The organism is Maribacter sp. R77961, from assembly GCF_044594925.1.
Classification (GTDB): domain Bacteria; phylum Bacteroidota; class Bacteroidia; order Flavobacteriales; family Flavobacteriaceae; genus Maribacter.
The window spans coordinates 3,780,794-3,794,931 of record NZ_CP138991.1; the positions used below are offsets into that span (position 1 = coordinate 3,780,794).

At 38.5% G+C, this 14,138-nt stretch carries 13 protein-coding genes and 1 tRNA gene; 9 read left to right on the plus strand and 5 right to left on the minus strand.

The window, feature by feature from the left end:
* Positions 1–10: 10 nt before the first annotated feature.
* From SJY09_RS16220 to SJY09_RS16230, 3 genes are all read left to right on the plus strand, one after another.
* A complete protein-coding gene (locus SJY09_RS16220) occupies positions 11–1,339 on the plus strand; it encodes a hypothetical protein (protein ID WP_396636749.1) in 1,329 nt (442 codons plus the stop codon).
* A gap of 92 nt (positions 1,340–1,431) precedes the next feature.
* A complete protein-coding gene (locus tag SJY09_RS16225; protein ID WP_396636750.1) occupies positions 1,432–2,376 on the plus strand; it encodes a hypothetical protein in 945 nt (314 codons plus the stop codon).
* Positions 2,377–2,427: 51 nt separating this feature from the next.
* Positions 2,428–3,459 (plus strand): N-acetylmuramoyl-L-alanine amidase, encoded by a 1,032-nt coding sequence (locus SJY09_RS16230; protein ID WP_396636751.1) that lies wholly within the window; start codon positions 2,428–2,430, stop codon positions 3,457–3,459.
* 8 nt (positions 3,460–3,467) lie between these two features.
* On the opposite strand, the gene SJY09_RS16235 is transcribed toward SJY09_RS16230, so the two are convergent.
* The 4 genes from SJY09_RS16235 to SJY09_RS16250 are packed head-to-tail and all read right to left on the minus strand — an operon-like array spanning position 3,468 to position 6,249.
* Positions 3,468–4,172, minus strand: coding sequence for a TIGR04283 family arsenosugar biosynthesis glycosyltransferase (locus tag SJY09_RS16235; protein ID WP_396636752.1), 705 nt, complete (start codon positions 4,170–4,172; stop codon positions 3,468–3,470).
* 46 nt (positions 4,173–4,218) lie between these two features.
* Positions 4,219–5,034, minus strand: coding sequence for a purine-nucleoside phosphorylase (locus SJY09_RS16240; RefSeq protein ID WP_396636753.1), 816 nt, complete (start codon positions 5,032–5,034; stop codon positions 4,219–4,221).
* 1 nt (position 5,035) lies between these two features.
* Complete coding sequence (locus SJY09_RS16245; RefSeq protein WP_396636754.1) at positions 5,036–5,707, minus strand: TIGR04282 family arsenosugar biosynthesis glycosyltransferase; 672 nt, start codon at positions 5,705–5,707, stop codon at positions 5,036–5,038.
* Positions 5,708–5,742: 35 nt separating this feature from the next.
* Positions 5,743–6,249 carry a rhodanese-like domain-containing protein gene (locus SJY09_RS16250; protein WP_396636755.1) on the minus strand — a complete coding sequence of 169 codons (507 nt, stop codon included), beginning with the start codon at positions 6,247–6,249 and terminating at the stop codon, positions 5,743–5,745.
* Positions 6,250–6,331: 82 nt separating this feature from the next.
* Here SJY09_RS16250 and SJY09_RS16255 point away from each other — a divergent pair, with 82 nt between their 5' ends.
* Entirely contained in the window at positions 6,332–7,903 is a 1,572-nt protein-coding gene (locus SJY09_RS16255; RefSeq protein WP_396636756.1) for a glycoside hydrolase family 32 protein, read from the plus strand.
* Positions 7,904–7,954: 51 nt separating this feature from the next.
* On the opposite strand, the gene SJY09_RS16260 is transcribed toward SJY09_RS16255, so the two are convergent.
* Positions 7,955–8,027: transfer RNA gene (locus SJY09_RS16260), tRNA-Phe, on the minus strand.
* A 504-nt stretch (positions 8,028–8,531) separates the two neighbouring features.
* Between SJY09_RS16260 and SJY09_RS16265 the strand changes: the two genes are divergently transcribed.
* The 5 genes from SJY09_RS16265 (at position 8,532) to SJY09_RS16285 (ending at position 14,137) form a co-directional block, all read left to right on the plus strand.
* A complete protein-coding gene (locus SJY09_RS16265) occupies positions 8,532–10,172 on the plus strand; it encodes a TldD/PmbA family protein (RefSeq protein ID WP_396636757.1) in 1,641 nt (546 codons plus the stop codon).
* 27 nt (positions 10,173–10,199) lie between these two features.
* Entirely contained in the window at positions 10,200–11,516 is a 1,317-nt protein-coding gene (locus tag SJY09_RS16270; protein WP_396636758.1) for a TldD/PmbA family protein, read from the plus strand.
* A gap of 84 nt (positions 11,517–11,600) precedes the next feature.
* Complete coding sequence (locus SJY09_RS16275) at positions 11,601–12,221, plus strand: DUF4159 domain-containing protein (RefSeq protein ID WP_396636759.1); 621 nt, start codon at positions 11,601–11,603, stop codon at positions 12,219–12,221.
* Between the two features lie 9 nt (positions 12,222–12,230).
* On the plus strand, positions 12,231–13,217 hold the full coding sequence (locus tag SJY09_RS16280; protein WP_396636760.1) for an AAA family ATPase: 987 nt from the start codon (positions 12,231–12,233) through the stop codon (positions 13,215–13,217).
* A gap of 23 nt (positions 13,218–13,240) precedes the next feature.
* Complete coding sequence (locus tag SJY09_RS16285; protein WP_396636761.1) at positions 13,241–14,137, plus strand: DUF58 domain-containing protein; 897 nt, start codon at positions 13,241–13,243, stop codon at positions 14,135–14,137.
* Position 14,138 lies beyond the last annotated feature (1 nt).

Consider the following 14,138-nt stretch of genomic DNA (forward strand, 5'->3'; position numbering starts at 1 on the left):
TAGTTTTACCATGATATACTTAACAAGTAAATTAAGAAGCTTAATATTCTATGTAGTAGATGGTTTTAAAGGTTTTCCAATTAAAGGACATCAACGAGAGCTATTAAAATATCAGGAAAAAGAAGATGTTCATTCTCTGGTAGCGCATAGCAATGAAAAAATTGTAAAATTACTTACCCATGCAAAAAGCCACGTTCCTTATTACATGAACCAAATTGGTTTAGAAACGCTGTCCGATTTTCCTGTTATTACAAAGCCTTCGATTCAAGAAAATTTTAATGATTTCATATCTTCCTTACATAGGAATCAAAAAAAAATTAAAGTTTCTACCAGTGGTTCAACAGGTATTCCATTTTTTCTTTACTGGGGTCAGGGTAAAAAGAAAAGAAACTCAGCGGATACATTGTTTTATCTTAAAAAAGCTGGCTATAATTTAGGGGAAAAACTTGTTTTTATTGGCGCTACAAGTAGCATTGGCAAGGAACAAACCCTGAAAAGAAAACTTGAAAATTTTCAATATTTTAATCTTAAAAGTGTAAATGAGGCTCAAATAAAAGTGATTTTAGAAAATCTTGCCAATAGCTCATTCCCTCAAACAATTGTAGGGTATGCTTCCAATTTGGAGTACATAGCACAGTATATAGAACAGAATAAATTAGAACAATTCCGCTCTATAAAAATTAAAGCGGTTGTAGCTATAGCAGAAGCTTTAAGTGATTATACGAAGCATTTTTTCATGTCCTATTTTGGAGTCAGAATCTTATCAAGATATTCAAGTCAGGAGGTTGGTATTTTAGCTCAGCAAAGTTTGCATGAAAAAGGAAATGATTTTGAGGTCAATTGGGCCAGTTATCATATGGAAATATTGAAGATAGATTCAGATGAACCAGCGGAAGAAGGAGAAATAGGCAGAATTGTGGTTACGGATTTATACAATTACATGATGCCTATCATAAGATATGATACAGGAGATTTATCTTACTTTTTGGATAAAGTAACAGTTCATAATCCTTTTCCGAAACTAACGAAAATTCAAGGCCGAAGAATTGATGCCGTTTATGACACTAAGGGCAAACAAGTCTCTTCATTGTTCATAGACAATCAGTTTTATCCTTACTTTGATAGAATAAAGCAGTTTCAATTTATTCAATCAGGTTTAAAAGAATATTTAATCAAGTTGAATATGTTTTCGGGGATTTGTGATTTTGAAGAGGAATTGATTGCAGAAGTTCGGAGTAATTTTGGAGATGACGCAAAGGTCTCTATTGAGTTGGTTGAGGAAATCCCAGTGCTGGCTTCGGGCAAAAGAAAAAAGGTCAAGAATGATTATCACAAATAACTCATAGTTTTTATTTAACGCGTGGTTTAACATTTTTTATCATAAGTCGACTTCTCCGATTATCTTTACAAAAGAATTTTAATTCTTTTTTCATGTGGAAGATAATTTTTTACAGTTCTTTTCTCTTGTCTTGGTGTACAATTACTAGTCAAAGCAAGCTAGATACCGTGGTTGCAAAAAAAGGAGATGGTATTTTCTCTATCTTGAGAAACGAAGGTATAGACCCCGTAAAATATTATGAAGAATTCTATAAGTTAAACGAGAAAGATATCCGTAACGGGAGCGAATTGGTCATCGGGAAAAATTATCTCTTGCCGGATGCTCCGGATTCTTTTAAAAATAGAGGCGTTAGAATAGCTGTTGAAGAACTAGTCGAGAAGTCTATCTTCGATAAGGAACTGACCAATTTAGCTGTCAAGGATAGTAGTTTAAAAAATACGGTCTATTACCTAATGTATTCCCCTAGTCTAAGTGGTAAAGATATTTCCGAGCGCTCTAATAATTTTATTATACAATTAGCAAGAGCGCTATTGGTTAGGAGTGCTAAAGTCTACCTTTTAGACAGTGCTATGTCCGAAGAAAATCTAAAAACGAATGCTACGGATAAAAGTTTTAATATAGCGCTATTAGGTGGTTATCCCAGTATTGTGAATAAAAAATACCTAATGAATAATGGTAGCTATCAACGGGTTATCGTACTGCAGGAGTTGAGTAAGAGCACTCGGAACTATGTCTTAAACGTGCAACACTATAGCTCCAGTAAAGAGGGCCAAATGTTGGCAAGTAGTCTGCAAAGGAATTTTAGAAAATATGCCGTTAGGAGAAGTGATGCAAAAAAGGAGGTTTCTTCTTTTGAGGACGATTCGGGTATTTACCTTGCTAAAAATCTATTAGCTCCGGTCACCATAATTTCAATGGATAGTGGGGAAAAAGCGCTAGAAAAAGGTATTGAGGTAAAATCGGGAACGACCTATTTGGCCAAGATGATTACCAACGGTATACTTAACGACTATTCCAATAACAATTTTAGTGATTAGTAGATTCCTTAATCAATTTAGTGCGGCACGAACTTTGTTTTAGATATACTAATGAAAAAGTTTTTTATATCTATTTTACTCCTCTTTTTAGGGCATAGCCTTTTTTCTCAGGATTCTGTGGAAACCGTTACCGCAGAAAAAGGAGATGGTGTTTTATCCTTGTTAAGGAAACAGGGTATAGATCCCTATGATGCATATGACGCGTTTATTCAATTAAATATTGATAATCTAAGGGATAGTATCCACTTATACGAAGGGCGAGATTATATTGTCCCTAATATAGCTTTAGATACGGTATCCATAGTGGATTCCATACAAAAACAGACGAAGAAAATAAAGGAAATAGAAGTAACTGCCTTTTCCATTTTTGGAGAAAAATACGAAAATGTACTTTCTAAAAGTAAAAGACTAAAGGGTGCCGTTTATTATCTGGTTTCCGGTCACGGTGGCCCAGACCCTGGCGCAATGGCGGTTTATAAAGGAAAATCCATCGCGGAAGACGAGTACGCCTATGATATAACGTTACGACTGGCCAAGGAGCTACTTTCCCATGGGGCTCAAGTTTATATTATCATTAGGGACGAGGACGATGGTATACGGGATGAGCGTATTTTGAAGATAGATAGGGATGAGGTTGCTTATCCTGATAAAAAAATCCCTTTAAATCAAGTAGCACGTTTAAAACAAAGGGTTGACATCATAAATGGGCTTTACAAAAAGAACAAAGGGAAATACCAGCGCTTAATTGTGACCCATATAGATAGCAGAAGTCAAGGTCAGAATATCGATGTATTTTTCTATCACCACGAGAAAAGTAAAAATGGTAAAAAGCTTGCAGAGAACATACATCAGACGTTTCAAAAGAAATATAAAAAGTATCAGCCCAACAGGGCCTATTCGGGCACTTTTGAAGACAGGACTTCACTTTATTTGGTAAAGAAAACCCATCCGGCCATGACCTTTATAGAGATTGGGAATATCAAGAACAAGAAAGACCAGAAGAGGATTTTACAGCCAGATAACAGACAAGCCTTGGCAAAGTGGATTTCGGAAGGGGTATTGCAAGATTTTGAACAGGAGTAACGGTTTTCTTATATGGCGATGTGTTTTACATAATATCTATGAAGATTCTCTGGCCCTGCGCCAAAGAAATGTTTTAAATGAATCATTCCAAAATGCCATTGTAAAGTCAGCACTCCTTTTTTCTCGTATCTCCTGGACGAAGTGGTCACCGTGTTGCTTAAGACCTTAAAAGCCGTCATTTTATATATTCTTTTGATGAATTCATTGTCTTCATATACCCTATAGGATTCATCAAATCCATTTGCTTTTTCAAATAAAGATTTTAGAATAAATAGCGATTGGTCTCCACCACGACATAACTGCGTGTTTATACGGGTAAACCAAGCAAAAACATCAAGAAAAGGATTTGTGGAATCAAACTTCATACGGAAACAGCCTACTTTAAAACCTTCGGTATAGGCATTTAAAATTTCCACATCAAAGTTTTTGGGCGGTAGGGTATCTACGTGTAAAAAGTACAAAATATCACCAGTGGCAATGGCAGCGCCCACATTCATTTGTAGTGCTCTGCCCTTTGAAGTTGAAATTACTCTGGCGCCCGCGTTCAGTGCCTCTTTGACCGTTGCGTCTTCACTGCCTCCGTCAACCACAAGTATTTCCTTTACTTGGTTTGATGAGGTATTGTTTTTAATACTCAGCAGTACTTTTTTAATATAATCCTCTTCATTAAGAACCGGGATTATAACACTGATCTGTGGGAATTGTATCGTCATTTAAAACAAACTGATTGTGCTAGTAGTGGCACAATCGGCCACAACCTTACAATTGTTTGATCAATTCACTGAATAATTTTACCATTTTAGGTTCTGTCTCACCCGCAATGGCAATAATCTCCCCGATGTCAACAGGTTTAAGATTGTCAGGATCGCATTCATCGGTCAAGACAGAAACTGCAACGATAGGAAGCCCTAAATGATTAGCGACGATTACTTCGGGAACGGTACTCATACCAACCGCATCCGAACCTAGAATTTTAAGCATCCTGTATTCCGCCTTGGTCTCTAGTTGTGGACCTACAACAGATGCATAGACACCTTTCTTTAAAGAGATGTCATTTGTAGCGGCTATTTTTTCTAATTTTTCTCGCATTTCCATATCATAAGGCTCCGACATATCTGCAAAACGTTCCCCAAATTCAGCCACGTTTTTAAAGGCTAATGGCGAGCCACCTTGAAGGTTTATATGATCTTCAATGAGCATAATATCCCCCTTTTTAAAATCGAGGTTTATGGCTCCCGCTGCATTGGAAATAAATAACTTTTTAATGCCTAGCATCTGCATAACGCGGATGGGGTAAGTAATGTCTAGAAAGTCGTAACCTTCGTATAAATGAAAGCGGCCTTGCATTACCACCACTTTTCTACCTTCAATAGTACCAAAAACTAATTTCCCCGTATGAAATTCTACGGTGGCTAAAGGGAAAAAAGGAATATGGTTGTAGTGTGCCTCTATCGGGTCTTTGATTTCATCGACTAGTTTTCCTAATCCGGTTCCTAATACAATTCCAAACTCGGGTGTGTCAAACCCTTTATTTATTAGGTAATCAACAGATTCTTGTAGTTGTTTCTTAGTCATGTTACATATGTTTTAAATAAGGCCCAAAAGCCTCAATGTCTTTAATATCTTCAAAATGATCTACATCGTTCTTTTCCGTAAGTAACTGTAAACCTTCTTGCTTTAAATCTTTAAGTGTAGCCTCTAGAACGCTTGCTGTTCCCCAATCTTTATTCTTGAAAAGGTCCTCTTTGTACTTTTTCATTCCCAAAAGATAATAGCCGCCATCTAGGGCCGGGCCTACCACATAGTCATTCTTTTCTAAAGCTAAGAAGGCTTCTTCGAGGTTTTGTTGGTTTAGGTCGTACATGTCGCTTCCAATAACGATTATACGCTCAAAACCTTTTTCGAATCCGTCTTTAAAGGCATTCGCCATCCGTTCGCCTAAATCTGCTCCCTCCTGTAATTTTTTATCGAAAACGGTAGGGTCCCAAATATCATTTTCCCAGATTTTATCGGAATAATAAACGGCCTTAGTGGCGTATAAGTTCTTGGTTATTGCGGCGGTATGATTCAAAAGAAATTTATAGATTTCCAAAGCGGCATCATCACCCACTTTGGCGGCAAGTCGTGTCTTGCATTTACCGAGCTCGGGATTTCGTGTAAATATAAGGAGCAGATTTTTTGAATTCACGAGATGAAAATTAATGGTTTTTTCATCTTTTATTTCTTTTTTAGTGTGTAGTATTCCCAAAAATTACTGGTATTTATAGTTTTTTAAAAATCGAATTACTTGTTGGTCCTATCATAAACCTTGATGCCCTTTGTCAATAATTTGCCCCAATGCTTACTAAAAGCATGCACACTATCGGTTTCTTGATTGTTACCGTTGTAGACGGGGTTGTCCTTGTTTTTCCAATCAAAGATACCTCCATAAAGATTTTTGACGTTCATGTAACCCATATCCATAAGTTTTTCGCCTATGTTTTCTGACCGTACTCCAATAGAACAGTACACTAGAATAGGAGCTTCTTTATCCGGTATTTGTGAACGCACCAAATCTTCGTCGAATTCTTTATAACCGACCCAAATTGCGTTTTTCAAGTGGCTTACCTCGTATTCTTCCTTTTTGCGTGTATCTAAAAGTAGGACTCCGTCGGTCAATGTGATATCTTTGGTATAGCCATAAGGGACTGTCTCTTTATTGAATTTTTTCAGTGTTCGGTCTAATTTATCCTGCGACCAAGAACTTTGGCTAAAGAATAAAATAGAAAGGAAAGTCAGAAAATATTTCATTAAATCACTATTTCGTTTTTGTAAAGGTACTATTTTAGAGATGTTTCCGCAGTAGTGTAAAAGCCAAATAAATGTTTAAGAAATGAAAAATAAGTTAATTTATAATCTCCTTTTTGCCTTTGCCTTAATAGTTCTTTCCTGTAAGGAGACTACGGATGAATCTTTGAAAAATGATATTTCAAAAAAAGAATCTTACTATACAGAGGCCTACCGTCCGCAGTATCATTTTACACCTGATGAAAAATGGATGAACGATCCTAACGGCTTGGTATATCATAAAGGTGTATACCACTTGTTTTATCAACACTATCCGGATAGTACAGTTTGGGGCCCCATGCATTGGGGTCATGCCACAAGTAAAGATATGGTGCGCTGGGAGCATAAACCTATTGCGCTTTACCCCGATGAAAACGGACTTATTTTTTCTGGAAGTGCGGTGGTGGATATGGATAATAGTTCAGGTTTTGGAACAAAGGAAAACCCTGCTTTGGTGGCTATTTTCACCTACCATTTAATGTCAGGAGAGAAAGCTGGGAGAAAAGATTTTCAGACTCAAGGGATTGCTTATAGTTTGGATAACGGGGATAGCTGGACCAAGTATGAAGGTAATCCTGTAATAGGTAATGACGGAATAAAGGACTTTAGGGATCCTAAAGTTTTTTGGAATGAAAAAGAATCCGTTTGGACCATGTTATTGGTTGCAGGGGACCATTTGCAGATATGGAATTCTCCTAATTTGAAGGAATGGGAGCAGGTAAGCGAATTCGGCAAAGACCAAGGCGCACATGGCGGTGTTTGGGAATGTCCAGATTTATTTCCTTTACAGGTAGAAGGAACCGATGCCGTTAAATGGGTTTTATTGATAAGTATAAATCCCGGTGCACCGAACGGTGGAAGCGGAACACAATATTTCGTTGGAGATTTTGATGGCAAAACCTTTACCTCTTACCAAAAAGAGAACAAGTGGCTGGACTTGGGCAGGGACAACTACGCCGGTGTAACCTATAATAATACCCCAAATAATGAACGCATTTTTATAGGTTGGATGAGTAATTGGGATTACGCCCGTGATACCCCTACCGAAAAATGGCGTAGTGCTATGACCGTTCCCAGAAAATTGTCGCTACAAAAGAATAATGATGTCTACGAACTTATAAATTATCCTTTGACGGCCATGGATGCCATTATAGAAAAGAACGCAAAAGAACTTGATTTAGCCGTAGCTCCGAATCAAACCAAAACCATTGAATTGGTAAAAAACAACCAGTCAGAAATTAGTTTTAGTACCACAGGTAGAGAATTTCAGCTAAGTTTAAAAAACAGTATAGGGGATAGTTTAGGAATTGTTTTAAAAGGCTCTGAAGGGAGCTTGGTTTTTGACCGCACTGCATCTGGTTTAACGGCTTTTGCAGGTAATTTTGCCACAGGTGTGCAAACGATGTTCGTTCCTAATCTGCCCAAGGATGAAGTAGAAATTCGGATGTTGTTGGATAAATCTTCTATTGAGCTTTTTGTAAATAAAGGGCAGTATGTGATGACGAATCAGATTTTTCCTAGGGATGCTTTCACCACCTTAGCGGTAAAGAATCTTTCAAAGGACAGCTTATTATTAAATCGCTTAACCGAAAATAGAGTGCAGCGAATTTGGGATTAGTCATTGTAACGGTTGCAAACAAAAAATCCCCGCTATTGCGAGGATTAGTTGTGGTGCCTCCAGGAATCGAACCAGGGACACATGGATTTTCAGTCCATTGCTCTACCAACTGAGCTAAGGCACCATTATTGTCAATATTTCAATTATCTATTTAACTTCTAGGCTTTTGGTAAAACCAACAACATGGATTTTCAGTCTCCCGAAGCTTCGGGACGTTACCAACTGAGCTAAGGCACCATGTCGCTATAAGCGGCTGCAAATATAATTTCAATTTTACGATATACAAACAAAATCACAAAAAAAGCCTTGGCTTTTTTTGTTTTAAGGTTTTCCTGTCCTCTAGATTAAGAATTTAGGCAGTGACGAAGAGCGCGGTGTTATGTCTTAGTGAAGAAAATGTGGCTACAGCATCGCAAATTCACAGTTGTTCGTTTTTTCATAAATTCTTCTTAATAAAATCTAAATGCCCAAGGTGCTTATCTATTAAATTCGCTATTTTAGGGCAAACCATTTAAAAAGAATGATTTCAACAATTCTTTTTTAAATGATTTTAGAACTAACGAAGACGCCCTTGTTGCTTTAAGAGGTCTTTTTAAACTACCTGGGGGACTATAATTAATTACACTAGATGAAAAGAAGAGACTTTGTACAATTATCGGGAATGGGCGCAGCCTCACTTCTGGTGCCCGCCAGTTTAATGGGAAATAGCATTCAAGCTGAAGCATTATTGGAGCCGGGCATGGATGTTATTGTTAAGAAACGTATGGCAGATGTAGCACTCAATACTGCAAAATCAATGGGAGCTACCTATGCGGATGCCAGAATAGGAAGGTATCTAAACCAATATGTCTTCACAAGAGAGGACAAGGTGCAAAATGTGGTAAATACAGAATCCTTTGGAATCGGTATTCGTGTTATCGCTAACGGCACTTGGGGTTTTGCATCTACGAATAGCGTTACGGAAGATGGTATAAAAAAAGCCACACAACAGGCTGTGGCTATTGCTAAGGCCAATTCAAAAATACAGACCGAACCTGTAAAGTTAGCACCGGTACAGTCACATGGTGAGGTATCTTGGAAAACACCTATCCAAAAAGACTTTAAGGAAGTGCCAGTGTCCGAGAAAGTGGATTTGTTATTGAATGCAAATGCAGCTGCCATGGAAAATGGTGCTAATTTCGTTAACTCTGCGTTGTTCATGGTAAACGAGCAAAAGTATTTTGCTTCTACGGATGGGTCTTATATAGACCAAGATGTACACCGTATATGGCCTACTTTTGGGGTTACTGCGGTTGATCGCGAAGCAGGCAAGTTTAAGACCAGGCAAGCTATGAGCGCTCCTATGGGTATGGGTTACGAATATATGGATGGTCTTGCTTCTGAAAAATTAGAAGGTCCTGCAGGTATAACATTATATAGAAAGAGCTATGATATTGTAGAAGATGCAGTGCAAGCCGCTAAACAGGCAACACAAATGCTTACTGCAAAATCAGTTGATCCTGGAAAATATGATTTGGTATTGGAACCAAACCATTTAGGATTAACGATTCATGAGTCTGTTGGCCATCCTTTGGAACTAGATAGGGTGCTTGGTTATGAGGCGAACTACGCTGGAACAAGTTTTGCAACCTTGGATAAATGGAAATCTGGTGACTTTAATTATGGTAGCGAAATCGTAAATTTAGTTGCAGATAAGACCATGGAAGGTAGTTTGGGTGCAGTTGGTTATGATGACGAAGGCGTAAAATGCAAACAATGGGATTTGGTGCGAAATGGTACACTAGTGAATTATCAAGCTATCAGGGACCAGGTAAATATTATCGGTCAGAACGAATCTCACGGTTGTTGTTATGCCCAAAGCTGGAACGATGTTCAATTTCAAAGAATGCCTAACGTATCCTTGGAGCCCGGTAAAGAGAAGTATTCTATTGCCGAAATGATAAAAGATGTAGAAAAAGGAATTTATATAGCGGGAAGAGGCTCGTATTCTATTGACCAACAGCGCTACAATTTTCAATTTGGTGGCACTGTATTCTACGAAATCAAAAATGGTAAAATAGTGGGTATGCTCAATGATGTGGCCTATCAATCCAATACGCAAGAGTTTTGGAATTCATGTGCAAAAATTTGTGATGAAAGCGATTATAGAATGTTCGGGTCTTTCTTTGATGGAAAAGGACAACCTTCACAGATAAGTGCGGTATCACACGGTAGTTCTACTACTAGATTTAACGATATAAACGTTATTAATACGGGTCGTAGCATTTAAGCAATTCACAAAACAAAAAATACTAAAATGGCAATATATACAGAAGAAGAAGCTAGAGCGATTATGGAAAAAGCGTTGCGTTTTTCCACGGCCGATACTTGCGAAATAAATTTAAGTGGAAGTGAAAGTGGAAACATTCGTTATGCGCGAAATTCCGTATCCACGTCCGGACACCGCTCTAATCAAACTTTAGTGGTGCAATCCAGTTACGGTAAAAAGTCCGGTACTGCGACAATAGATGAATTTGATGATGTTTCATTAGAAAAAGTAGTGAAGCGAGCTGAGGAGCTAGCAAAGTTGTCACCGGAGAATCCTGAATTCATGGAGCCTTTGGAACAACAGACTTATGACACGGCAATAAATTATGTAGAGGCAACGGCGAATATAGCTCCAGAATACAGGGCAACCGTGGCAAACGATAGCATTCAGCCAGCAATAGCGAACGATGTAACCGCAGCAGGGTTTTTGGACGATTCGTATGGCTTTAGCGCTATGTTGAACTCAAAGGGCCTGTTTGCCTATAACAAATACTCAAATGTAGACTTCACCGTAACCATGCGTAGTAATGACGGTACGGGGTCTGGATGGGTTTCCAGAGATTACAACGATATTAATAAGTTCGATGCTTCGGAGGCTTCAAAAACAGCAATAGATAAGGCAGTGCTTTCCAAAGAGGCTAAAGCCATAGAGCCAGGTAAATATACCGTTATTTTGGAGCCGGCTGCCGCGGAAAACCTAATTAGTAATTTAGGACGCGCCATAGATGCAAGAACGGCCGATGAAGGTCGTAGTTTTATGTCTAAAGAAGGTGGTGGTACCAAGATCGGGGAAAAAATAGTGGACGAAAGAGTAAATCTATGGTCAGACCCACTAAATCCAGAAGTTCCTACAGGTACCTGGAACGGCGCAGGGCAGGCTTTGAAGAAAACCTCTTGGATAGAAAATGGAGTCGTAAAGAATCTAGCTTACAGTAGGTACTGGGCAGCGCAAAAAGGGGTAGACCCAATACCTTACCCGGATAACCTAATTATGGGTGGGGGAGATGCTTCTCTAGAAGATTTAATAAAAAGCACGAAAAAGGGGATACTGGTAACACGCTTATGGTACATTAGAACCGTAGATCCACAAACCTTGCTCTATACAGGCTTAACTAGAGATGGGACTTTCTATATTGAAAACGGACAGATTAAATATCCCGTAAAGAACTTTAGGTTCAATGAAAGTCCAATTATTATGTTGAACAACTTGGAGACACTTGGAAAACAGGTTAGGATTAACGGTAATCTGATACCATACATGAAAATAAGAGATTTCACTTTTACCAGTTTATCGGACGCGGTTTAAAGTGTAATAGGTATATAAACTGGTTGTAGCTGAAATTTGTTGCAACCGGTTTTTTTGTTATTGTGAAATTAGAATCGCAAACTCTTGAGTACAAATTTTTTCTTTACTAGACTGCAGTATGAATCTGGTGATTGGGACGTAGATCAGCGAATGCCATCCAACCTTTTAAATTCTCTGGTGGAGTATACCACGTTAAAGGTTGATACCATAGAGAATATTGTGCCTTTAGGGAGTGATGCTATTTTCAAGTGTCCCTTCTGTTACCTTTCCGGACATAAACTCGTGCAGTTTACCAAAAAGGAAAAAGAAAATTTCAAAAGATATGTGAACAACGGAGGGTTTGTTTTTGTTGATGATTGCAACCATGATATAGATGGTCTTTTCGCCAAATCGTTTGAACGCCAAATGGAAGAAATATTTGGTAGTAGCAGTTTGAAGAAGCTGCCCAATGACCATGAGATTTATTCCATCTTTTTTGAATTTGAAGACGGACCACCAACAACGTCCCAAGAGCTAAATGGTTGGGGAGACGACCTTGTTCATGAGTATTTAAAGGCAATTCAGGTAAATGGGCGCATTGGTGTGCTCTATAGTAATAAGGATTATGGCTGTGAATGGGATTATGATTTTAGAAATAAACGTTGGTATAAAATTGACAATACACGATTTGGAGTAAACATCGTGATGTATGCATTAACTTCTTAAAGAATTCATATGGATGATAAGCTGCTGACAGCAGAAAAAGAAATAAAGGAACTGACCAATAAACTGTCCTTGTTAAAGAAAGAAATCGCAAAGGTAATTGTGGGACAGGAGGAAACGGTTGAACACCTTTTGATAACCTTTTTAGCAGGTGGCCATGCCTTACTGGAAGGTGTGCCCGGTCTTGCTAAAACCTTATTGATTAGAACCCTTTCGCAGGCCATAGACTTAAAATTTAACAGAATACAGTTTACTCCGGATTTAATGCCTTCGGATATTGTAGGTACGGAGATTTTGGAAGAGGACCAGAGCTCTGGCAAGAAATTCTTTAAATTTAATAAGGGGCCAATTTTTGCAAATATCATTTTAGCGGATGAGATTAACCGGACTCCGCCAAAAACCCAGGCGGCCTTACTTGAAGCCATGCAAGAGTTTGAGATAACCTATTCTGGAGAAACATACCCAATGGCTAAACCATTTTTTATTTTGGCAACTCAAAACCCTATAGAGCAATCAGGGACTTTTCCTTTGCCAGAAGCGCAACAGGACCGTTTCCTATTCTACATAAAGATTGGTTATCCTACAGCTAAGGAAGAGGCAGCTATCTTAAAGAATACCACGGGCTCCAGAAAACCCAGTGTAGAAAAAGTTCTTGGCGGAGAGGATATTATAAAACTGCAGCAATTGGTGAGAGACGTTCCGATCAGCGATGATTTAATCGCTTATGTGAATAAAGTCGTAAGGGCCACTAGGCCAGAAACAACGACCAATACTTTTGTAAAAGAATGGGTAAGCTGGGGTGCTGGTCCGCGTGCGGGGCAGGCCATGATTTTAACGGCAAAAGCACGGGCGTTGCAGGCAGGAAGGCTAGCGGTAACTCAAGAAGATTTGAAGAAGGTAGCGTTTCCTGTACTTCGACATCGGGTTATTGTAAATTTTAGGGCAGAAGCAGAGGGGATAACATCGGACAAGGTAACGGAAAAATTACTGGAACAATAGCGTTCATAAGAAATTAAAGTGAGGTGAAACAAGATTATAGACAGTTGCTTCAACCAAAAATCATCAATACTGTGTCTGGCTTGGCACTTATAGCAAGAGTTATTGTAGATGGTTATTTATCGGGAGCGCATCAAAGCAAAAGGGTAGGCCCTGGACTAGAATTTAGTCAATATAGAGGGTATCAGCCTGGGGATGATATGCGGCTGCTAGATTGGAAAATGTTGGCAAGGTCGGGTCGGTTTTATATCAAAGAGTCGGAAATAGATACGCAGGTTGCCGTTAAATTTATTGTAGATGCCAGTGCGTCAATGATGTATGAAGAGGAAGGTTTGTCCAAAATAGATTTTATAAGGATATTGGTGGCGTCATTGGCTCATTTATCTCATAACCAAGGAGATGCAACTGGTCTTTTTTCACTGAACAATACTAACTTGCAAGCACTGCATCCTACTGTTCACAAGCAACATTACAATCGGTTACTGCATGAGTTGTTAAAAATTAAGGGTAGTGGTAATTGGCCGGAGAATAGAACTACAGTATCTAAAATTCATCAAAGAGGGCAGAAGGAATTGTTGTTTGTACTAACGGATATGTATGAGCATAAGGAGGAGTTGACAAAGTGGATTCAATCTTTGAAAACTTCAAAAAACGAAGTAATCGTGCTTCAGATTTTGGGAAAGAACGAATTGGAATTTAATTACACGGGGGCTTTAGTATTTGAGGATTTAGAAACGGGGAAACGTGTAAAAGTCAATGCGAAGAATGCGAAAGAGCATTATCTGGAAGAAATACAGACCGCCCTGCTGAGAACAAAAGATTTTTTCTTAAGTAATGGTATTGGTTATGAAGTTTTTCGATTAGATAGCCCAATAGAGGAGGCTTTGCAATTGTTTCTTAAAAAACGAATACGGTTAAATTGAT